General features: G+C 40.4%; 19 protein-coding genes. 8 read left to right on the top strand and 11 right to left on the bottom strand.

Annotated elements, in window-relative coordinates; genetic code table 11:
- Nucleotides 1-350 precede the first annotated feature (350 nt).
- From I593_RS01145 to I593_RS01155, 3 genes are all read left to right on the top strand, one after another.
- Nucleotides 351-1,373, top strand: coding sequence for a coiled-coil domain-containing protein (locus I593_RS01145; RefSeq protein ID WP_016165754.1), 1,023 nt, complete (start codon nucleotides 351-353; stop codon nucleotides 1,371-1,373).
- A 126-nt stretch (nucleotides 1,374-1,499) separates the two neighbouring features.
- Nucleotides 1,500-1,868, top strand: coding sequence for an endonuclease domain-containing protein (locus tag I593_RS01150; protein WP_016165755.1), 369 nt, complete (start codon nucleotides 1,500-1,502; stop codon nucleotides 1,866-1,868).
- Nucleotides 1,869-1,894: 26 nt separating this feature from the next.
- Nucleotides 1,895-2,359, top strand: a complete 465-nt coding sequence (locus tag I593_RS01155) for a hypothetical protein (protein WP_016165756.1) — start codon at nucleotides 1,895-1,897, stop codon at nucleotides 2,357-2,359.
- A 122-nt stretch (nucleotides 2,360-2,481) separates the two neighbouring features.
- On the opposite strand, the gene I593_RS01160 is transcribed toward I593_RS01155, so the two are convergent.
- Both I593_RS01160 and I593_RS01165 read right to left on the bottom strand, forming a co-directional pair.
- Nucleotides 2,482-3,288, bottom strand: coding sequence for a hypothetical protein (locus tag I593_RS01160; protein ID WP_026441316.1), 807 nt, complete (start codon nucleotides 3,286-3,288; stop codon nucleotides 2,482-2,484).
- A gap of 129 nt (nucleotides 3,289-3,417) precedes the next feature.
- A complete protein-coding gene (locus tag I593_RS01165) occupies nucleotides 3,418-6,312 on the bottom strand; it encodes a valine--tRNA ligase (RefSeq protein ID WP_016165758.1) in 2,895 nt (964 codons plus the stop codon).
- Nucleotides 6,313-6,494: 182 nt separating this feature from the next.
- Here I593_RS01165 and I593_RS01170 point away from each other — a divergent pair, with 182 nt between their 5' ends.
- Nucleotides 6,495-7,157, top strand: a complete 663-nt coding sequence (locus I593_RS01170; RefSeq protein ID WP_016165759.1) for a hypothetical protein — start codon at nucleotides 6,495-6,497, stop codon at nucleotides 7,155-7,157.
- Nucleotides 7,158-7,190: 33 nt separating this feature from the next.
- Entirely contained in the window at nucleotides 7,191-7,997 is an 807-nt protein-coding gene (locus I593_RS01175) for an SDR family NAD(P)-dependent oxidoreductase (RefSeq protein ID WP_016165760.1), read from the top strand.
- 69 nt (nucleotides 7,998-8,066) lie between these two features.
- Here I593_RS01175 and I593_RS01180 read toward each other — a convergent pair whose 3' ends face one another.
- The 9 genes from I593_RS01180 to sdsA form a co-directional block, all read right to left on the bottom strand.
- On the bottom strand, nucleotides 8,067-9,101 hold the full coding sequence (locus I593_RS01180) for an agmatine deiminase family protein (RefSeq protein ID WP_016165761.1): 1,035 nt from the start codon (nucleotides 9,099-9,101) through the stop codon (nucleotides 8,067-8,069).
- A 174-nt stretch (nucleotides 9,102-9,275) separates the two neighbouring features.
- Nucleotides 9,276-9,713, bottom strand: coding sequence for a YbjQ family protein (locus I593_RS01185; RefSeq protein WP_016165762.1), 438 nt, complete (start codon nucleotides 9,711-9,713; stop codon nucleotides 9,276-9,278).
- 3 nt (nucleotides 9,714-9,716) lie between these two features.
- Nucleotides 9,717-10,073, bottom strand: a complete 357-nt coding sequence (locus I593_RS01190; RefSeq protein WP_016165763.1) for a YbjQ family protein — start codon at nucleotides 10,071-10,073, stop codon at nucleotides 9,717-9,719.
- Between the two features lie 103 nt (nucleotides 10,074-10,176).
- Nucleotides 10,177-11,634 carry a multidrug efflux RND transporter AdeIJK outer membrane channel subunit AdeK gene (gene adeK / locus I593_RS01195; protein WP_016165764.1) on the bottom strand — a complete coding sequence of 486 codons (1,458 nt, stop codon included), beginning with the start codon at nucleotides 11,632-11,634 and terminating at the stop codon, nucleotides 10,177-10,179.
- Nucleotides 11,634-14,810 carry a multidrug efflux RND transporter permease subunit AdeJ gene (adeJ, locus tag I593_RS01200; RefSeq protein WP_016165765.1) on the bottom strand — a complete coding sequence of 1,059 codons (3,177 nt, stop codon included), beginning with the start codon at nucleotides 14,808-14,810 and terminating at the stop codon, nucleotides 11,634-11,636. Before adeJ ends, adeK begins: the two co-directional genes overlap by 1 nt.
- Before the next feature lie 12 nt (nucleotides 14,811-14,822).
- Nucleotides 14,823-16,079 carry an efflux RND transporter periplasmic adaptor subunit gene (locus I593_RS01205; protein WP_016165766.1) on the bottom strand — a complete coding sequence of 419 codons (1,257 nt, stop codon included), beginning with the start codon at nucleotides 16,077-16,079 and terminating at the stop codon, nucleotides 14,823-14,825.
- 32 nt (nucleotides 16,080-16,111) lie between these two features.
- Nucleotides 16,112-16,717 (bottom strand): phosphatase PAP2 family protein, encoded by a 606-nt coding sequence (locus I593_RS01210; protein ID WP_016165767.1) that lies wholly within the window; start codon nucleotides 16,715-16,717, stop codon nucleotides 16,112-16,114.
- A 134-nt stretch (nucleotides 16,718-16,851) separates the two neighbouring features.
- Entirely contained in the window at nucleotides 16,852-18,903 is a 2,052-nt protein-coding gene (locus tag I593_RS01215; protein WP_026441315.1) for a site-specific recombinase, read from the bottom strand.
- A 21-nt stretch (nucleotides 18,904-18,924) separates the two neighbouring features.
- Nucleotides 18,925-19,902 (bottom strand): All-trans-nonaprenyl-diphosphate synthase, encoded by a 978-nt coding sequence (gene sdsA / locus I593_RS01220; RefSeq protein ID WP_016165769.1) that lies wholly within the window; start codon nucleotides 19,900-19,902, stop codon nucleotides 18,925-18,927.
- A gap of 440 nt (nucleotides 19,903-20,342) precedes the next feature.
- On the opposite strand from sdsA, the gene rplU reads away from it, so the two are divergent.
- The 3 genes from rplU to I593_RS01235 form a co-directional block, all read left to right on the top strand.
- Nucleotides 20,343-20,654 carry a 50S ribosomal protein L21 gene (gene rplU, locus I593_RS01225; RefSeq protein ID WP_016165770.1) on the top strand — a complete coding sequence of 104 codons (312 nt, stop codon included), beginning with the start codon at nucleotides 20,343-20,345 and terminating at the stop codon, nucleotides 20,652-20,654.
- Nucleotides 20,655-20,673: 19 nt separating this feature from the next.
- Nucleotides 20,674-20,931: a 50S ribosomal protein L27 gene (gene rpmA, locus I593_RS01230; protein ID WP_016165771.1), complete on the top strand. Its 258-nt coding sequence runs from the start codon at nucleotides 20,674-20,676 to the stop codon at nucleotides 20,929-20,931.
- Nucleotides 20,932-21,159: 228 nt separating this feature from the next.
- A partial coding sequence (locus tag I593_RS01235; RefSeq protein WP_016165772.1) for a collagen-like domain-containing protein occupies nucleotides 21,160-21,779 on the top strand: 620 nt, incomplete at its 3' end.

Below are 21,779 nucleotides of genomic sequence, written 5' to 3' on the forward strand. Positions count from 1 at the left end.
TAAACAATTCGTTGTCAGAATATTCCAAATTGATAAATCGAGAGTAAACTTTTAGTTTTAATATAAATAATTGATTTTAAATCATTTTTTAAATTTCAGGATTGCTTATACGCGTATATATGGATTGCTCATGGTTCAGTTAAAAATAGATTGGAAGATATGCAAACACTGACCTCGCCGTGATGTTTCAAGAGCGTTATTTGTATGTTTTACCTTGTAAGGCACTGTGATTGTGCATTTATTTCTGTTGAAGTGAATCAACGATTCAGATTGGGCTATATCGGGCATGGACGTTCTATCATCGGGGTAATCTTGTTATAGTACTTTTATTTTGCAATGTATGGATGAGTATGTCTTTTGATCTCAAAATCAGCTTAGAGCACAGGGCTGAGCAGTCTCCACAGCAGAAAAAATTAAATCGCTTAATTGACCAGATTGAACAACAAAAACAAGAACTGGCGACATGGAAAAATGCGCAAGCCGACATTCAAAATTATACGCGCAGCAAGCTTTTACCTGTGTATAGCGAGTTACACACGGTTTTATTTGCACAGCTCGATACTTTATGGAATCACTTAGTCAGCGATGCCTTTAGCAAAGCAGATTTGGTACAAATCGACACCAAAATAGCCGCTTTAGCCAAGATGCTAAAAAAATCACAGAGGCTAACTTCCGAGCAAAAAGAACAAGTAGAGAAAATTGATACTTTCTATATGCAGCATGCAGAACATGTACGTGCGAAGAAAGCCAAAGCAAACTCAATACAAAATCATGATCTCGCTGAAACGGTAGAACAAAACGTGGATGTAGACTGGGAAAATTATGAATATGATTCTGCCCAATATGAAGCAGAGCGAGAACGTGCCAAGCAGTTAAAACAACAAGAAAAACGTGAGCAAGCAACCAAAATGGCAGCCCAGTCACTAAAAACCGTGTATTTAAAAATAACCGCGATAATTCACCCTGACCGTGAACCTGACGAAACGAAGAAGTTAGAGAAGACTGAACTTTTGCAGCAGGTCAATGAAGCTTATGCAGAGCAGGATTTATTTTATTTACTCAAACTCCAGTTACAGCTAGAGACCAATAAAGGGCTAAGCTCAAAAGCTTTAAGTTCTGAGCAAGTGAAGTTTTATCAGTTGTCTTTGGAAGCGCAGAGTCAGAACTTGCAAAGTCAGTTAGAGGAGATCTTTGCATCTTTTCACTTAAGCAGTCATATCAACACTAAACAGCTCAAAATAAGTGATGTGTATAAGGTGATAGATAAAGATATTGCCGAGTTAAAGCAGCAGGTGAAGTGGGAAAAAGAACGTTTAAAGCATATGAAAAAGATGAGTGGGGTAGAGATGTTGTTGGGGCATGGGGTGCTTTGATTTTCCCTCACCCCAGCCCTCTCCCAAAGGGAGAGGGAGCGGCATCTGATTTTATATCTACATAAAATTTATAATGAATGTTCCCTCTCCTTTAAGGAGAGGGTTAGGGAGAGGTAAAAATAAAAAATGAAACTAGACCCACAATTATTAGAATTTGCCAAAACTATGAGAAGCAATGTCACAGACGCAGAAAACCTGATGTGGCAACTACTTAGAGCAAAACGATTTATGAATCTTAAATTTCGTAGGCAGCATGTGATTGCACCGTATATTGTAGATTTTTACTGTCATGAGTTGGGTTTAGTGATTGAGCTAGATGGTAGTCAGCATGGTACAGATGAGGCGATTGAATATGATGCTGAACGAACCAAGTTTTTAGAGGCTTTGGGGTTAACCGTTGTGCGGTATTGGAATCATGATGTCTTGAATCAGACGGATGTGGTGTTGGAGGATTTATGCAAAATTTGCGGTTACCAAACTAATAATTTTTTATAAATCTAAGCTAATAGAAAGGAGTAAGAATGAAAGAAATTTCTACAGAGAATGTTGGATTAGTTGGGGAATATCTAGTTGCCGCAGAATTGTGTAAGAGAGGATTTTATGCCCAACTTACTTTGGGTAATCATAAAAAAACAGATTTACTAATTGAAAGTGAAAATGCTGTTGGTTGCGTCTCAGTCAAAACAAAAAGAGGGGCAACTTGGCCACGAGTAAAAGGTATTTGGAAAGAATGTGATTTAATAGTTTTTGTCGATTTTAAGAATAAATCAATTGATGAAAGACCAGATTTTTATATTTTAAATACCAATGATTGGAAAAATTTAATTAAAAAGCTTAATAGAAAAAAACAAGGCAGTTTAATAGATCGTAAAACTAATACTCTATATTGGGAAGATGAAGAAGGATTTATTACTTGGCAAGGATGTCAAATATCAGTAACACAAGTTGCTGAATTTAAAGAAAAATGGCCTATAAAAATAAAATAAGTAGATGGAAGTTTGATGATTCCTCTCCTGAAAGGAGAGGGAATTTCATTCTGAAATTAATGAAGGCATAAATCAAATGATGCTCCCTCTCCCTATGGGAAAGGGCTGAGAGTGAGGGTTATTTAAGAGCGTAAACTTTGAATCTCTTTGATAATCCAATTCTTAACTTGTTCATTTTTAGCTAAATTAAATTCTAAAGCAGGGGAATCACTTGATACTTCAACACTACCCTCATATGGAGAAATGATAAAAATCTTTTCATCAAATAACATAAAAAAATTCCAATGAAACTTTGTGCTATTGGTGATCGTAATTGTACCTTTACGATTTGCCTTAGTATAAATGCCATTTAATTTTGTTTTACAGTTATTGATTTTAGTTTTTATATGACTTTCAGGTTGATTAAATCGACTTGCAATAATTTTTAGGTGTTCAACATTATTTTCATCGGGAAGAATGAACTCCAATTCACCACCTTTTTTAAGAAAAGCCTCTAAAATTTTTGAGTGGCTTGAAAGCCATGAGTCGAAATAGTGAGTTACGATAGTGACCTTTTTATGGTTTTGAAATAATAACCTCCAATTTTTATTTTTAAAAAAATCTTGGGTTTTCCAATCATTACTAAAGTACGGTTTGATATCGTCAAGTGTTCTTCTTGCAATATCATCAATTAACTTTTCATCACGTTGGTTTGTAAAGAAATCAGTTAAAGATTTTAAAAGTAATAGTGATACAGTTAGAATAATTAAAGTGGGTATTAATGCATTGGAAATATCTTTACCTAAAGAAAAAAAAGTGGTTGACCAAGTGAAATCTTTTTTATTTAGGAGGTATGAAAATAAAAAATATAATCCAACTAAAATAAATGCACTAATAGCACTAATAAGTCCAAGGAATTTTTGAACATTTTTTAAAAATTCTGAATGCATATACTCATTTATCTTAGATTGAATTTTAAGCATTTATTTTAAAGAATTATGTTTTTAATGCAATAATTAACAAAAATAAAGGGCTGAATAATCAGCCCTTTATACTATGAATTAGATCAAATTACAGCATCAAAGCGCTGCAATCTGATCCATATTCGCTTTAATCTTCGCTAACTGATCAGCAAATTCAGCAAGTTTAACTTTTTCACCTTCAACCACAGCCGCGGGTGCTTTCGCCACAAAACCTTCATTACCCAGTTTAGTCGCAATTTGGTCATGCTGCTTTTGCACTTTGTCTAAGTCTTTCTGTAAACGACCTAATTCCGCTTTCGGGTCAATCAAGCCCTTCATTGGAACGAATACAGATGCATGTCCAACCACAGAAGAAGAAGACAATGGTGGTTGCTCAGCATCCACCAAGAAGGTAATGCTTTCCACTTTTGCCAACGCTTTAAACAACGCTTCAATACGCGTGATCTGTGCTTTTTCCGCTTCAGTGGTGTTTTGAAGCAATACAGGTAATAAACGCGCATTACCTAAGCCCATTTCACCACGGATGTTACGTACCGCACCAATCAAACCTTGAAGCCATTGCATATCGGCTTCAGCCTGTTCGTTTACACGCTCAGGGTTGGCAACAGGGTATTGTGCCAACATAATGGTTTCGCCAGGAATACCGAGTTTCGGTGCAAGCGTCTGCCAGATTTCTTCAGTCAAATACGGCATAAGCGGATGTGCAAGACGTAAAGATGCTTCCATTACCGCAAGGAGTACACGACGAACTTCAGCTTTACGCTCAACCGATACGTTTTCATCGTTCAGAACAGGTTTTGTCAGTTCGACATACCAGTCACAGTATTCATTCCAAATGAACTCATAAATCGCTTGTGCAGCCAAGTCTAAACGGTAAGTCGCGAAAGCTTGTTGTACCGCAGCTTCTGCTTTTTGCAGACGGCTCACGATCCACTGTTCAGGTAATTCCCAAAGGTCTTGACGAACTTCGCTACCAATTTCTTGATTTTCACAGTTCATCATCACGAAACGGGTTGCGTTCCAGATTTTGTTAGCAAAGTTACGGTAACCTTCAACACGTTTCATGTCGAACTTAATGTCACGACCGGTGTTGGCAAGCGCACAGAAGGTGAAACGCACTGCGTCTGTACCATACGCTTGAATGCCTTCTGGGAACTCTTTACGGGTTGATTTTTCAATCTTCGCTGCTTGTTTCGGGTTCATCAGACCTGTAGTACGTTTTTGTACCAAAGTCTCAAGGTCTACACCGTCAATCAAATCTAATGGATCAAGCACGTTGCCCTTCGACTTCGACATTTTTTGACCTTCGCCATCACGAACTAAACCGTGAACATAGACCGTTTTAAACGGCACTTGTGGCGTACCATCTTCATTCTTCATGAAGTGCATCGTAAACATAATCATACGAGCAACCCAGAAGAAGATGATGTCAAAACCAGTCACTAACACATCAGTTGGGTGGAAGGTATTGAGGAAATAGTTTTCTGCATCTTTCTTGGCATCACCAGTCCAACCAAGGGTTGAGAACGTCCAAAGTGCAGAAGAGAACCACGTATCCAGTACGTCTTCATCTTGGTTAAGCACAACATCAGCAGGGATGTTGTTTTTGGCACGTACTTCAGCTTCGTTACGACCTACATAAATGTTGCCTTCAGCATCGTACCAAGCTGGAATACGGTGACCCCACCAAAGTTGACGAGAGATACACCAGTCTTGAATGTTGTTCATCCACGCCATGTACATGTTGCTGTACTGCTCAGGAACAAACTTGATGCGACCGTCTTGAACCGCTTCAATGGCAGGTTGCGCCAATGGTGCAATTTTCACATACCATTGATCCGTCAATAATGGCTCAACGATCACACCTGAACGGTCACCGCGAGGTGGTTTAAGTGTGTACGGTTGGATCTGATCTAACCAACCTTCAGCTTCCGCTTGTTCAACCAGTTTTTTACGCGCTTCAAAACGCTCTAAACCAATATAGTCCGCAGGAGCAGGGATGGTTTTAGAAATTTGCTCGCCCGCTTTCGCGATATATTCAAACTCAGCCAACACTTCTGCATTTTTATTAAAGATGTTGATGATTGGGAGTTCACAACGCTTACCGACTTCATAGTCGTTAAAGTCGTGCGCAGGGGTGATTTTCACACAGCCTGTACCGAATTCTTTATCAACATATTCATCTTTCACGATTGGAACTGCACGGCCTGTAATTGGCAGAATGATGTTCTGACCCACAAGGTGTGTATAGCGTTCATCATCTAGTGCAACAGCAACCGCTGTATCACCGAGCAATGTTTCAGGACGCGTCGTTGCAACAACGATGTGGTCTTTACCATCGTGGGTACGTAGGTTTTTATCTTCAAAGAAGTATTTGAAGTGCCACAATGAACCTGCTTCTTCTTTATCTGACTCAACTTCGAGGTCAGAAAGCGCAGTCTGTAGTTTAGGATCCCAGTTCACCAAACGTTTGCCACGGTAGATCAAGCCGTCTTCGTGTAATTTCACGAACACTTCTTTTACTGCATTGGATAAACCTTCATCCATGGTGAAGCGTTCACGAGACCAATCTACAGATGAACCTAAACGACGGATTTGACGGGTAATGGTGTTGCCTGATTGCTCTTTCCATTCCCAGATTTTTTCGATGAATTTTTCACGGCCAAGGTCATGACGGCTTACACCTTGAGCGCCCAACTGACGTTCAACCACCATTTGTGTGGCAATACCCGCATGGTCTGTACCTGGTTGCCACAAGGTGTTTTTGCCTGACATACGGTTGTAGCGCGTTAAGGCATCCATAATGGCATTGTTAAAACCATGACCCATATGCAAACTGCCAGTGACGTTTGGTGGCGGAATCATGATACAGAATGATTCACCTTGTTGAGATGGTTTGAAATAGCCACGCTCTTCCCAAGTTTGGTACCATTTTTTCTCGATCTCAGTCGGATCGTAAGTCGTAGCAATATTTTGCGCAGAATCAGTCATAGTCAGAACAGATAAAAAGTGAATAAAAAATTGCACCTAGTGTAGCAAAAAAATAACGGCTTTGGGATGTTCGTCAAATGCTTTGTTTCTGCAATTGTCACGGCAAGTGAGAGGTTTTATGATGAAGTCTGTATAACGACTGCGCATAAGATCGTAGAACTTGATAAAAAGGAAAAAATAGAATGAGTTATGTTATTTCACTTAAGTTGAAATCAGAAACCCATCAACGTTTTCAGGATATTCATCAACAACTTAATCAAGGTCAAACCGAGAGTTTAGCCAAGGCATTGGGTGATGTGCTGGCAGACATTTCTTATGAGGTGATTGATCAGGTTTTTGGAGAGATGACCCGTGTTTCGCATTCGGGAGACAATGAATCTGCCAAAGTAATCCAGCACATTATGGAAACCACGCGTAAATATATGCCATGGTCGGTGTCATTTTTTGGTAATGAGCGTTTGCTGCCGATGGTGAATTATCTGCACGAACTGATGTATCAAAAAGAGGGTGAATTTTATTTGTCCTATCCAGTCGATGAAGACAGTGTTCAAGCGTTGCTCAGTTCTGCTGAAGAAATGCAACAAGGTAATAATGCTGCAGTGATTCCTGCTTTACAGGCATTTACTCAAATTGTGGATCAGGGCGTGACACATTTAATTCGGGTTCCGAAAACAATGCTGAAATTTAATGTAGTGGTGGATAAGACTCTAAATGGGGTCATTCATGTCACCACTCAAATGGGCTATAAGCGTTTTGATAAATTGGGTATGCAATATGATGCTAAAACCCTGAGTCATTATTTCAATCATTTTCTTGTTTTTTTAGAAAATTCAACCAACAATTAGGCAATTGCCGTAATCGAATCAGGGTAGACAATAATGGCTAAGCTAGACAGTTTAGAAAATAAGGTGGTATGGATTACTGGGGCATCTTCAGGTTTAGGTAAAGCCTTGGCACAAGAGTGTGCATTACAAGGTGCACAAGTGGTGCTGACTGCCCGTCGCATCGATGAATTGGAAAAGGTGCGTGTTGGATTGTTAAATCCAGATTTACATCTTTCAATTTGTGCAGATATTACCAATGAAGCTCAAGTCTTACATGCGTATGAACAAGTCTTGGCTGCCAAAGGACGTATTGACTGGCTGATTAATAATGCAGGTTTAAGTCAGCGTGCCCTGATTACTGAAACGACCATGCAAACTGAACGTACCATTATGGAAGTTGATTACTTTTCGCAGGTATTTTTAACCAAAACTGTTTTACCTACACTTTTAAAACAAAAGTCAGGTCGAGTGGTTTTTGTTTCGAGTATTGCAGGATTATTAGGGACGCAATATCGTGCTTCCTATTCTGCGGCAAAAGCAGCCATTCATATGTGGGCAAACAGTTTAAGGGCAGAAGTGGCCGAAGATGGGGTAGATGTTTCGGTAGTTTTTCCAGGTTTTGTAAAAACCAACGTTTCCATTAATGCTTTAAATGGAGTGGGTCAGGCACAAGGCTTTGATAATGAAGCAACAGCTAATGGTCTAGAAGCAGATGAATTTGCACAATATACGGTTAAATCATTAATGCAAGGTGATGAATATATTGTGATTGGTGGGCGTAAAGAAAAATTAGGCGTACTGGTTTCACGTTTATCACCAAGTGCTCTGTATCGAATGATTCGTAAAGCGAAAGTAAAGTAAATTGGGAAGTATGGGGGAAAGCCATGCTTTCTTCCTTTTTGATTAAAGCTACATAAATTGATGAATGATCTATTGGCTGATTTTGTTTAAATAATTTAAGAATAATTCTGCATTTTTGCTACGAACTTGCCAAGACATACAGCGTACGCCACCGCCCATATGGCAGACTTTTGAGGACTGTACGGGAATGACAGTCCGTTTAGTTATACTCCGAATTTGTTTTAAGGCGATAGCATCTTCTTTAATTCCAAACTGTGGAAAATAAATCCGTTCAGGGGTGACCAGCATATTGGTGTACAAGCCGCAAGCTGAACCAAATTTTTCATCGTAAATTTCGCTGCCATCATATGGTGTAATGATTTCATGAATTTTCACATTGGGAATACCGCGTTTTAAATCTACCATGAGTCGCTTGGCATAGTCCGGATCTTCAGGGTAGGAGTTAATCACCAAGGTATTTTGATCGATAAAACTGACCACACCATCGGCATGTTCTAAGCCGCCTTGTTCATCGGCTTCAATAAATGCAATTTGTTTGGCATTTGTTAAGGCTATCAGTTTTTTCCGAGCCTCGCTTTCAGTTAGCTTATTATCAGTTAAAAATTTGGTGCTGAGCACGACATTGCCATAACCATCTTCAACCCAGTTACCACCATCATTCAACAGCTTACTTTGAGTAAACTGTAAACCTGCCTTCTGGCTATAATATTTAAATTCGTCTTGCACTTCATCTGAAATGGCTTGCCCTTTCTTTCCTCCACCTTGACCCGCGGCGGTATAGCGGAACATCACAGGTTGCGCAGGATTGGTGCTGGTAAAGTCACGCATCCAAATATCCTGCATCGGGGTGATCGCCACATGCTTTTTGCCCAATGCTTTAACGTACTCGGGGTAAAGATATTGGTCTGTTAAAATAACGACATTGTCTCCATTTTTAATAATTTTTTTCGCATAATCTATATGAAAATCAAAAATATCATCGATTACTTTTGCATAGTAGGCATCATGACTTTGCGGAGATGCTAAGACAATTAATTCGGCTTGAGTTGTAAATGAAATCATGGTGAGCGCAGCTATGCTTATTTTAAATGCTAAAGATTTCATATCTCTCGATGCTTTTAAGTCAGTGAACCATGTGGGTATTTATTGTGAACAGTGTAGGGGACGCTGCTTTAGTGAGCTATCTTCACTAAAGCATGTCTCAGAACAGCAAAAGCTTACAAGACTTTTCAGACGGTCTGGGTTACTTGTCAGTCATTCTAGCGGGGAGTTGAAAAATTAGGGTTTTAAAATAGCTGTGCCATAAGCAAAAACCTCAACCATGCCACCTTGCATCCCCATTTCGGTGGTCGCTAGTCTTATGCAGGCGATATGCGTTGCACCGTATTTTTCTGCTTCAAGTTTGAGTCGGACAACCGCTTCACGACGCGCACGATCCACGACACTTTCATAGCTGGTAAGTCTACCCCCAAAAAAGTTTTGCACGGTGGCCAGTACATATTTGAAATAATCATGTGAGATTACAACATTGCTGCTGATCATGTGCCCAGACTGCTCAAAACTCACTTTACGCAAATTCCCTACGGTGATGTAGGCGAGGCGTCTTTCATTGTGTTCAAGCTCTGCCAGATGTTTGCGTTCGTTATAACGGCCAAAGCCAAAACCAACACTGAATAGCACCACAAAGATGAGTAACTGGAAAATTAAACTTTCCATTGTTTAAACCTGTGTAGGAAATGGATCAGGGAGATGATTATTTAACGGGGTAACACGGACTGCGGTACCATAAACAAATAATTCTGAAGCACCTTGAGCAATATTTGAGGTTGAAAAACGAATTCCTACGATGGCGTTGGCCCCTAAAGCTTGAGCTTTTGCAATCATACGACTCATGGCTTCTTGACGTGATTCTTCTAAAAGCTCGGTATATGCCGTAAGTTCACCGCCAACAATATTTTTTAAACCCGCCAGAAAGTCACGCCCCACATGTTTACTCCGAACGGTACTGCCATAGACCACATCCAGTTGCTGGGAAATCGTATGTCCTGGAACGGACTCAAGGTTACTTAAAAGCATAATATTCAATTTTTAAATGATTTGATTCTCTTTGAAGATAGGAAAAAGCCTGTAAAAAAGCAATAAAAAAGCCCACCGAAGTGAGCTTTTCATGTTGCAAGGTTTATTTTGCAGTTTTGTTATATTTTAAATCTGAAGAAGAGGGTTGTTTCACCACTTGATCAGAAGTATTGGCTTTTACCCCGCCACCGAGGGTTTTATATACTTCTACTTGGTTGTTTAAATTTGCTTGTTCAAGCAATAGCAAACCTTGTTCTGCAGAGTATGATGTACGTTGTGCATCCAGTACTGTTAAGTAGTTGTCGATGCCAGCGCGGAAGCGGGCAGTAGACAGTTTATATGTGGTATTGGTGGCTTCTACAAGGCGACGCTGCGCAGCTAGACGATCACCAATATTTTCACGTACTGCCAAAGCATCATTCACTTCGCGGAATGCAGTTTGGATCGTCTTTTCATAGTCTGACAATGCAATTTTTTGGTCAGTTTCTGAAATCTTCACATTGGCACGACGTGTACCCCAGTCAAAGATTGGAATATCCAAGCTTGGGCCGAGTGACCAGACAAAAGCGCCAGATTTAAATAAGTCGCTTAAATCTGTTGATGCATAACCTGCTGAGCCCGTTAAGCTAATGGTTGGATACAACTTTGCTTTTGCCGCGCCAATATTGGCGCCCGCAGCAGACAATTGGTATTCCGCAGCACGGACATCTGGACGGTTATTTAACAAATCACTTGGCAAGCCCGCACTTAAAGCTGTTGTTTGTGTAATACGTTTAACAGGTTGTGATGCCAATAAGTTTGCTGGAACAGGTTGACCCACTAAAAGGTTCAACAGGTTCTGTGCTTGTGCAACTTGAGTCTTGTAGTTTGCGACATCGTTACGTGCAGTTTCTACCGAAATTTGCGCTTGACGTACAGGGACTTCGCTATCGATACCGACATCAAAACGCTTCTTGTTCAGATTGTAAGACTCAAGCTGAGCTTTAAGCGTTTGGTCTGCCAGTTTTAAGTTGGCATTGGCAAACGAATAGCTTAGCCATGCTTGTGCAACTTGACCAATCAATGAAATTTGCGTTGCATCACGAGCACTTTGAGTCGCCAAATAGCTATCTAAAGCGTTGTCTTTTAGGCTACGAACACGCCCCCAAAAATCTAACTCATAAGCGGTCACACCGAGACCAACATTATAAGTTGTCATTGGTTTGTTGCTGCTCAGGGTATCTTGACGAAGCACACTACCACTTGCACCAATGGTTGGTAGTTGGTTATTTTCGCTAATTTGATACGCTTGCTGCGCACGTTGAATATTCAAGGTTGCAGTACGTAAATCACGGTTATTCGCTAAAGCCATTTCAATGACTTGTACCAATCGTGGATCAGCAAAAAAGTCTTTATAGCCTTGTTCAGCAACAGAAGGACCTGTTGTTGAACCAATATATCCTGTTGGGATATCCGCTTGAGCGACGGGTTCTGGACCACGCATGCTCTGACATGCAGTCAAAGCAAGCGCAAGTGCAGATACCGCAATGCTACGACCTGAAATAGACCATACTTTTTGCATCACGATGTTTGCTCCTGATTATTTTGTTTCTTAGGTTTGTATTTAAAGATACTACGAATCCAAACGAAGAATACTGGAATAAAGAAAATACCCAAAAGTGTAGAACTAATCACACCACCAAGTACACCAAAACCTACTGAATGCTGACTTCCTGCACCCGCACCTGTAGAAAGTGCAAGCGGAAGTACACCAAAACCAAAGGCAAGGGTGGTCATGATAATTGGGCGTAAACGCATTTTTGCAGCATGCAAAGTTGCATCAAATAAATCTTCACCTTTTTCTTGCAATTCTTTCGCAAATTCTACGATCAAGATCGCATTTTTTGCAGAAAGACCAATCACGGCAACAATTGCAACTTGGAAATAGATGTTAAATGACAGGTTCGGATCACCTTTAATGATCATACCCAACCACGTTAAAGTAAATGCACCGATAATACCTAAAGGTACAACCAGCAACACTGAAACAGGGATAGACCAGCTTTCATATAATGCGGCAAGACATAAGAACACGATTAACATTGAAAGAACCAGTAAAGGACCTGTTTGGCTACCTGAATCACGTTCTTCTAAAGATAAACCTGTCCATTCGTAGTCGAAACCTTGTAAGCCCATAGACGGTAACTTGCCAATGATTTCTTCCATCGCAAGCATCGCATCACCCGAACTGACACCTGGTGCAGGAGTACCTTGAATGTTCACTGAAGATACGCCGTTATAGCGCTCTAAACGTGGCGAACCGTAAGTCCATTTCCCTGTTGCAAATGCTGAGAATGGAACCATTGTGCCGACGTTATTGCGCACGTACCATTTGTTTAGGTCTTCAGGCATCATGCGTGTACTTGCTTCGCCTTGTACATAAACTTTTTTCACACGACCACGGTCAACGAAGTCATTAATATATGAACCACCCCATGCCATGCTCATGGTGCTATTGATATCAGAGATACTTACACCCATTGCACCTGCTTGAGCTTGGTCAATGGTAATTTGGTATTGAGGGGTATCTTCTTGACCATTTGGACGTACGCCTGCAAGACGCTTATCTTGCGCAGCCATACCTAAAATTGCATTACGCGCAGCAATTAGCTTGTCATGTCCCTGACCACTCGCATCTTTCAACTGAATATCAAAACCTGATGCTACACCTAATTCAGGCATTGCTGGTAATTGCAATGGCATGATGTAAGAGGCATCTTTAATCATATTCAATGACATACCGCGTTGAATAATCGCACCAATTTGAGATTCTGGAGACGTACGTTCATCCCAGTCTTTTAGCTTAATAAATGCGAGACCAGCGTTTTGACCTACACCAGTGAATGAGAAACCAGAAACAGTAAAGATTGAATCTATATTTTCTTTCTCTTTATTCATGAAGTAGTCTGTCATAGTGGTTATGACTTTGTCCGTACGTTCAAGGCTTGCACTTGGTGGAAGCTGAACTAGCGTCATGACAACGCCTTGGTCTTCATTTGGTAAGAACGAAGACGGTAAGACTTTGTAAAGACCAACCAAACCAGCAATTACAAGGACATAAACCACACCAGAGAATACTTTGTGATGGGTCATACGGTTGACACCACCTTGGTATTTTACTGACAGTTTGTCAAAACTACTGTTAAACCAACGGAAGAAACGCGCAAAAATATTGTTACTTTCTGCTTTATTTGGATCGTGTTGTTTTAACAGAGTCGCACACAGGGCAGGGGTAAAGGTTAATGCCACAATCAAGGACAAAATCATTGCTGTTACAAGCGTGATCGAGAACTGACGGTAAATTACCCCAGTCGTCCCGCCAAAGAATGCCATTGGAACGAATACTGCTGTTAACACGCTGGTAATACCCACCAAGGCACCTGAAATCTGTTGCATTGACCTTTCAGTGGCAACAACAGGGTCGAGGTGTTCTTCTTGCATTACACGTTCAACGTTTTCGACGACCACAATCGCATCATCAACCAAGAGACCAATGGCAAGTACCATCGCAAACATGGTGAGTGTGTTGATTGAGAAACCAAAAATATTAATGACCGCAAATGTACCTAATACAACAACAGGTACGGCAAGCGTAGGAATAATCGTTGCGCGCCAGTTCTGTAAGAACAGGAACATCACGATGAATACCAAGAATACGGCTTCAATTAAAGTATGGACTACACTTTCAATCGAAAGCTTAATAAACGGTGTCGTGTCATAAGCCAGTTGATCTTTTAAACCATCTGGGTAGTTTTTACGAAGTTCACTTAAGCGTTCTTCTACAGCCGCAGCAGTATCCAGTGCGTTGGCGCCTGTTGCCAGTTTAATCGCAACACCACCAGCAGCTTTACCATTAAATTTAGAGTCGAATTGATAGTTATCTGAACCGAGTTCAACACGAGCAACATCACCTAAGCGAACTTGAGCACCTGAGGCCGTATTTTTAAGAAAGATATTTCTAAACTGCTCAGGCGTTTGCAACATACTTTGAGCATTTACTGTTGCGTTTAGTACCTGACCTTGAACAGCAGGTGCACCACCTAACTGACCAACTGCCACTTGAGAGTTTTGAGCATTAATCGCAGCAGAAACATCACTTGGAGTAACTTGCAAACTGGTCATTTTGGCAGGGTCTAACCAAATGCGCATGGCATAAGAACCACCAAAAACTTGGACTTCGCCCACACCTGCAACACGGCTCAGCGGTTCAGAAATGTTTGAGTTTACATAGTCTTTAATATCGGCACCAGATAAGCTTCCATCAGGAGAGTAAAATGCAAGAACTTGCATAAAACTCGCACCCGACTTAGTAACTTTTACCCCTTGACGTTGTACATCTTCAGGTAAAAGTGCTGTCGCCGATTGTAATTTGTTCTGTACTTGAACTTGCGCAATATCTGGGTCAATCCCTTGCTCAAAGTTTAAGTTGATAGATGCTTGACCATTACCTGCACTGTTAGATGAAATATAACGCAACCCATCCAAACCATTCATTTGTTGTTCAATGATTTGAGTGACTGTATTTTCTACAGTTTGTGCAGATGCACCAGGATAAGTCGCAGAAATTGTCACCGTTGGTGGTGCAATTGTAGGATATTGAGCAACAGGCATTTTGGTGAGGGTAAGAATACCCGCCAGCATAATGACCAGTGCAATCACCCACGCAAAAATGGGGCGATGAATAAAAAATTGAGCCATTCAGTCTACCCCTTATGCGTGTGAAGTAGCTTTTTGTTCAGTGTTAGATTCAGCTTGTTGCGCTTGCGGTTTTCCAGCAGATGCTGGCGCAGATGCTTTTGGTGCTTCCGTTTGAGGTTGATATGGTTTTGCAGAAACAGTTTGTCCTGCTTTTACTTTCGCCACACCATCCACCACAACTTTTTCACCTGTTTTAATACCTTCAGTTACGATCCAATTCTGACCTTGAACCCCAACTGTGGTTACAGGGCGTGACTCAATTGCACCTTTCGCATCCACAATCATGGCCATCGCTTGACCTGTTGGGGTACGCGTAATTGCCGCTTGAGGGACTAAAATTGCATTAGGAATCACACCTTGTACAATTTGCGCATTGGCAAACATACCTGGTAATAACAAGTGATTTGGATTTGGGAATACTGCACGAATCGTGACAGTCCCTGTATCTGTATTTACACTGGCATCAGAGAAGGCTAAACGACCTTCAATTGGGTAGTAACTACCATCTTCCAATTTAAGCTTCACACGTGTGTTATTACTGCTGTCCAAACTGCCTTTGCTGAGCTGCTGGCGTAAACGTAACAATTCAGTGCTAGACTGGTTAATATCCACATAAATTGGATCTAAACGTTGAATCGTTACTAATGGATCTGCCTGATTCGCCGTTACAAGTGCACCTGCCGTTACAGTTGAACGGTTAGTTTGACCAGAAATTGGAGAGCGAATGGTTGAATAACCTAAGTCTACTTCGGCATTTTTGACTTGTGCACGTGCAGCCGCAACTTGGGCATCAGCCACTCTAACTTGACCAACTAAATCATCATATTCTTGTTTCGAAACCGCATTGCTTGAAACCAGTTGTTGATAGCGATTGAGCTTTGTTTTCAGAGCGCTTAAATTGGCTTCTTGTTGTAAGAGGTTAGCTTTTGCATTATCAAGTGTCGCTCGGTTTGTACGAGAGTCTAACTCATATAATGCTTGACCTTCACGGACATAACTACCTTCTGCAAATAAGCGCTTCAGAATAATACCACTGGTTTGTGGGCGAACTTCTGATACTTCAAATGCTGTGGTTCTACCAGATAGCTCTACAGACTGTTCGACGCTTTGCGGTTGCGCAACAATGATACCAACTTCTGTTGGTGGCATTTGTTGAGATGCGCCAGCCTGCTGCGCATCTTTTTGATCTTTGCTACAACCAACAAGTGCAATACTTGTTGCTAATGCGCAAGCGGTGAGGGCTGGAGCCCAAAGCTTTGCAGACATCATTGTTCCACCTCGGTTAGATTATTATCTAAAAATTAATTTATTTTTCGCTTAATAGTGTGTTCTAACACTATGTATAGCAGGGTAATCCAAATAAAACTTATGCCCCAACCTGCAAGAACATCAGAAGGAAAATGTACGCCCAAATACACCCTTGAGCACCCCATTAAAATGAACCATATAACTGCAAAACAATAAATATATGAGTATTTGGAGTGTTCACGGTATAAATAGATCACCAGACAACTCAACGCGGCAGCATAAACACTGTGCGCACTGGGAAAAGAAGCACCATAACTTAGAACCAAATGAAATATTTCAGGTGGGCGTGGTCTTGCAATCCAGTATTTAAGTAGCCAAGCCAAGGCTCCGCTTCCAATTAGTCCCAAACAAATTAGTAAAATGTATGTATATTTTTTATACCAAGTTAGGTAGAAACACCATAAAGTGGTAAAAAAAAGTACGGCTGGCATCCCCCCAATTGCTGATAATAGCGTTGTTATTTGGTTTAAACTTTCAGTACGATGACGACTTGCCCATTCGACTATAGCCAAATCAAATGAAAGCAAACGGGGAGTGTTTAAAATCAAAACACTGAAAAATAACAAAAAACAACCAATAATAAGCAACAAGTACGGCATGCATTAACCTCTTGTTTGTTTAACCGGACTCCCCCAGTTAACATCTGGCTCAAAGTGTACTAGTCAGTACACTTTTTTTCAAGTCTGCGTGAACGCGGTTAAATTTTTCTATAGTAAGGTGGAAATATAACAAATCATTTACTTAAAGTTTTGTGAGTATTTGTAGTTTCGTCAACGACTAAAGGTGATTTTGGTGGCCAAAAGAAATCACTTGGACGTGTTAAAAAGTGAGTCAGCACTAACTTTGCCAATGGTTTCCATTGCTCAAAACGAACGCGACGCGCCCTCAAAGCAACAATAATCGTGAGGGTGAAACTTACAAATAAGTTGGTTAAACCAATTAAAAGTACACCTAAAAAAGATACAATAATTAGGCCAATATCAGGGCTATCATTAATATTCATGAGACCCTGTATAAAGTTGGCAGAGGCGAAGGCAATATGTCGAATATCTAAGGGGAGACCTAAAATAAAACCTAGAGTGCCCATACTGCCAAGCATTATCCCAAAAATAAAATTACCCGCGAGCGCACCTAAATTTCGTTCGACATATTCTGCAAGCGTATTTAAGCGTTCTTGCCCTATATATAATTTCAATTTCTGATGTGCTTTAAGTCTAGGTCCAACTTTTCGGTAAACGGCCATATTATCGAAATATCCAGCAATCAAACCTGATAAGAACAGACAGACCCCTGCGATTGCTGCATGTGGAATTGCTAAAGAGGTAAATGGATTTAAATCATGTAATGTTTTTGCTGCTTTGGCATGATTCATTAACGGTTCATGTAGTCCAGTTTGCCATAACCAAGAAATAAATGCCGCAGTTGGGATGGCTATGGAAATGTTGCCAATAATTGCAATGAACTGAGTACGAATAATATTAATAATTAAAGCGGCTAATTCCGCAATTTGTGCTGTCTTAGAGCCTTTGCGATGCTGTACGGTCGATGCAAGTGCGGCAGCGGTCATGGCAGGCTGTTTGGTTGCAACGGTACAATGCACAATATGAATAAGCATGAAACCAAAAGAATAGTTCATGCTATACACAAACGCTTGCATAATCGGTGCCATGACTACACGAGAGGCTAAAGTTTTTAGGGTAGCCATCATGGCAATAATTACCCCAGCACCAGCAGCGGAACGGTACATAGACCAAAAACTTTTTTTATCCGTACTTACATAGTGTTCGCCTGTTTTACTGGCATTTTCAGTGACTTGTAGGGCAATCAGTTCGCTGTTATTAGCCAGCAAGGCACGGACACTGCGTTCATTGTAAATCGCTTGGCTAATATCGGTGAGTAGGCTTCCTATCGCGTAGTAACGAAGCTCATCTTCTTCAACAATGATTTGCAGAAGGAGTTCAACCCGATCAAGACATTGCTCTAATAAGGAGAGTAAATAGGTGAGGCTAATACTCACCCCAATCCTTTTGGTCGCACGTCGAATTTTTAAAACGACTTCTCGACATTGATCAATCATGACCAAGGCTTGTGAAGCATCGGGTGGTGCAATAACGGCAAATTCATCCCGATTTTGATGCAATTTTTTATAATGTTGAATGAATTCAATAATCTCACGGTTTTGTTCTAAAAATGGAGATTCGTATTCGGTCAGTTCAGGTTGAGCATTAATAAATTCAGGGTATAAGCCAATGCCACTAATTCGATATGAAATTACGGTAATTGCTTTAATCAGTTCACTTTTAATTTTGAGTTTTTCTTTCTGATTACCATGCCCTTGGTTTAAAAGTTGAAATAGCTGCTGCCAATTTTTTTCAGAAATTTGATCTAGCCAATATTGGTCATTTGGCTGATGAAACACTCGTCGAACCAATTCTTGCAGTTGGGTTCCATCATGGATTAAGGGTAAGAAGTGTGCGCCTACCCGTTGAGCCAACTGATTCCAAAAACCATCAAGCGATAAAATACCTGTATCGGCAAATAAACTGGTCTGTTTATATTGATTGATCAGACGCAGAAGAAAACTTTGTAAGGTAATTGCAGCATGGGGTGTAAGTAAAAGGATTTGAATAAACTGCTGAAATTTTTGTTCTATTTCTTCTAGATTTTTGCTGTCACTGGGTCGAATGTGATTGACCAGTTCAATTAGCAAAACATCATCAACAGCCTGAGAAAGCTCAAGCTGTTGTTGCATGTTTCGCAATACATCATTAAATGGTATATGCATAAGCAAATAAGTAAGTCTACTTTATTGAATTCGGTGTAAAGCCAATTGTGCCAAATTAGATAATGCTTGACGATATTGTGTATCAGGCAAGGCCATAAGTGCTGCTAAAGCAGCTTCTGTTTCTTCTGTGGCGCGTTTGCGGCAATAATCTAATGCGCCAGACTGTTGTACGATGTCGATGACTTGATCGAGTTGTGCTGTACCACCAGTTGCAATACTCTTACGAATAATTTGGTGGTGTTCACCTGTAGTAAGTTGTAGTGCTGAGATGAGAGGCAAAGTGGGTTTACCTTCCATTAAATCATCGCCAATATTTTTACCAAGCGTTTCAGCATCAGATGTGTAATCTAAAATGTCATCAATAATTTGGAAGGCATTGCCAAAATGGCCTGCAAATTTTCTGAGGGGTTCACGGTATTCTGGTGTACCTGTAAGGATAGCAGCCCCTTCAGTTGCTAACTCAAATAAACGTGAAGTTTTACCGTGGATAATATCTAAATACGTTTGTTCATTGGTATCAGGTTGATGTTGAGCTTGTAGCTGTAATACTTCACCTTCAGCAATTTCACAGGTTCCTGTAGAAAAGTCTTTTAATAACATCATATTATTCAAATCGACCAGTAAATCGAAAGAACGTGAGATCAGAAAATCACCGACTAAAACTGCTGTTTGATTATTCCATGTTGCATTTGCGGTTGGACGACCACGACGTAAACCAGACTCATCGACAACATCATCATGCACAAGCGTTGCAGTGTGCAACATCTCAATAATGGCAGCTAATTTTCGTTGTTGTGCTAAATCTTCAGCACCACAGGCTTTGGCTGCGAGTAAGCACATAATCGGGCGCATGCGTTTTCCGCCTGCTTCAACCACGTGTTTACTGACTGCCATCACTAATGCCACTTTAGAGGTAATTCCTTCATTAATAAATGTATCCATCTCAGCAAAGTCTTGAGCTACAGGGGCGAGAATATCTTGCTTAAAATCGATGGCCATAGGAATAGAAACCTCTATTGGTTAAGTGATGCTTTCAATGGTAGCGTCATTATCTATAGTGTAATCAAAAATTAGAATCAAAAAATGACACAGTAAAATAGGATTACTGATGTTCGATAATTTGGATAGATTGATTACCATAAATACATAAACGATGTTTTAGATGACATCAAAAATTTATCTGCTGACTATAGTAGCGAATTGATTTTAAAAATCTATTCTTTATTGCACAGTCGTATGTGTTTCATTCTATTTTAATTTAACATGTTAGCGCTGCAAAACAAACTCAGGGTTAAGTTTAGGTTTTTTTGTATAGAATGGCTTGTTGTTTATGCAATAATCACTTAAAATCTATCCCCTTGTATAACCCCAGTGGCGATCGTTTTAAGCTCGATATATCCCTTTATCGACACGGCGACACGGGCAAGTTGGAGTACATTATGTACGCAGTAATCCAAAGCGGTGGTAAACAGCACCGTGTAGTTGAGGGTGAAACCCTTAAAGTTGAATTATTGAAAGCAGAAACTGGCGCGACTATTACGTTTGATGACGTATTAATGGTTGTTAACGGTGACAGCATTCAAATCGGTGCTCCAGTAGTAGCTGGCGCGAAAGTAACTGCAGAAGTGGTTGGTCATGGTCGTCACGACAAAATCCGTATCGTTAAGTTACGTCGTCGTAAACACTACCGTAAGCAAACTGGTCACCGTCAATGGTTTACCGAGTTAAAAATTACTGGTATCGCAGGCTAATCGCTAGGAGTATATAGACATGGCATCTAAAAAAGCCGGTGGCTCGACTAAGAACGGTCGTGACTCAAATCCTAAAATGTTAGGTGTTAAAATGTACGGTGGTCAAGCTGTGACTGCTGGTAACATTATCGTTCGTCAACGTGGTACAGAATTCCACGCTGGTGCAAATGTTGGTATGGGTCGTGACCATACTTTATTTGCTACTGCTGACGGCGTAATTAAGTTTGAAGTGAAAGGTCAATTTGGCCGTCGCTATGTAACTGTTGAAACTGCATAAGTTTTAAAAGTTCAGAAAAACCCGCATTTTATGCGGGTTTTTTTATATTTTTTAAGTGAATTTATTTTTCAAATAATTTAATCCAAACACTAGGAAGAAAATATTGTTCTTCATACAGTCCTAATCCTCAATTTTATTTATATCACAAAATACCAATAAATAGTGATGTACGTCACATATTTTTGGGCGTGTAATAGACGAAATAGGAGAAGGATAAGGAAGAAGGACATGAAAAAATTAAATCAAAATGTCTTTGGTGTCCCGAATAGTCAGATGGCGAGAGCCTTAGAAAATAAGTTACAAAAAGAACAAACTCATATTAGTACTGCAGTATCTGCTGCCATGAATCTACAAACACTTGAGCCAAACCGTTATCTACGTAAACAAAAGTTTGCTGCACAAGTACTTCTTTTAAGTGCAATTTTAATGACAGCAAATACAAATGTCTTTGCAACTTCATGTAATTCTAATCAAGACACAGGTAGTTGTCCTGAGAGTGGAATACCAGGACCAACTGGTCCAGCAGGAGATAGTGCATATCAAGTCGCAGTGAATAATGGTTTTGTAGGAACCGAAACAGAGTGGCTTGCAAGTCTTGAGGGTGCTCAAGGTGAACAAGGTATCCAAGGTGAGCAGGGTATTCAAGGTGAACAAGGTATCCAAGGTGAGCAGGGTATTCAAGGCGAACAAGGTATTCAAGGTGAACAGGGTATTCAAGGTTTACAAGGCATTCAAGGTGTCACTGGTGCGACAGGTGCAACGGGAGCCACAGGTGCTCAGGGTGAACAAGGTCTTCAAGGTTTACAAGGCATTCAAGGCGTCACTGGTGCGACAGGTGCTACTGGTGC

The sequence above is a fragment of the Acinetobacter tandoii DSM 14970 = CIP 107469 genome (assembly GCF_000400735.1).
Lineage (GTDB): Bacteria > Pseudomonadota > Gammaproteobacteria > Pseudomonadales > Moraxellaceae > Acinetobacter > Acinetobacter tandoii.

Coding starts and splice junctions, on each gene's coding strand:
- I593_RS01145 (WP_016165754.1), top strand. CDS start 351: ATGTCTTTTGATCTCAAAATCAGCTTAGAGCACAGGGCTGAGCAGTCT.
- I593_RS01150 (WP_016165755.1), top strand. CDS start 1,500: ATGAAACTAGACCCACAATTATTAGAATTTGCCAAAACTATGAGAAGC.
- I593_RS01155 (WP_016165756.1), top strand. CDS start 1,895: ATGAAAGAAATTTCTACAGAGAATGTTGGATTAGTTGGGGAATATCTA.
- I593_RS01160 (WP_026441316.1), bottom strand. CDS start 3,288: ATGCATTCAGAATTTTTAAAAAATGTTCAAAAATTCCTTGGACTTATT.
- I593_RS01165 (WP_016165758.1), bottom strand. CDS start 6,312: ATGACTGATTCTGCGCAAAATATTGCTACGACTTACGATCCGACTGAG.
- I593_RS01170 (WP_016165759.1), top strand. CDS start 6,495: ATGAGTTATGTTATTTCACTTAAGTTGAAATCAGAAACCCATCAACGT.
- I593_RS01175 (WP_016165760.1), top strand. CDS start 7,191: ATGGCTAAGCTAGACAGTTTAGAAAATAAGGTGGTATGGATTACTGGG.
- I593_RS01180 (WP_016165761.1), bottom strand. CDS start 9,101: ATGAAATCTTTAGCATTTAAAATAAGCATAGCTGCGCTCACCATGATT.
- I593_RS01185 (WP_016165762.1), bottom strand. CDS start 9,713: ATGGAAAGTTTAATTTTCCAGTTACTCATCTTTGTGGTGCTATTCAGT.
- I593_RS01190 (WP_016165763.1), bottom strand. CDS start 10,073: ATGCTTTTAAGTAACCTTGAGTCCGTTCCAGGACATACGATTTCCCAG.
- adeK (WP_016165764.1), bottom strand. CDS start 11,634: ATGCAAAAAGTATGGTCTATTTCAGGTCGTAGCATTGCGGTATCTGCA.
- adeJ (WP_016165765.1), bottom strand. CDS start 14,810: ATGGCTCAATTTTTTATTCATCGCCCCATTTTTGCGTGGGTGATTGCA.
- I593_RS01205 (WP_016165766.1), bottom strand. CDS start 16,079: ATGATGTCTGCAAAGCTTTGGGCTCCAGCCCTCACCGCTTGCGCATTA.
- I593_RS01210 (WP_016165767.1), bottom strand. CDS start 16,717: ATGCCGTACTTGTTGCTTATTATTGGTTGTTTTTTGTTATTTTTCAGT.
- I593_RS01215 (WP_026441315.1), bottom strand. CDS start 18,903: ATGCATATACCATTTAATGATGTATTGCGAAACATGCAACAACAGCTT.
- sdsA (WP_016165769.1), bottom strand. CDS start 19,902: ATGGCCATCGATTTTAAGCAAGATATTCTCGCCCCTGTAGCTCAAGAC.
- rplU (WP_016165770.1), top strand. CDS start 20,343: ATGTACGCAGTAATCCAAAGCGGTGGTAAACAGCACCGTGTAGTTGAG.
- rpmA (WP_016165771.1), top strand. CDS start 20,674: ATGGCATCTAAAAAAGCCGGTGGCTCGACTAAGAACGGTCGTGACTCA.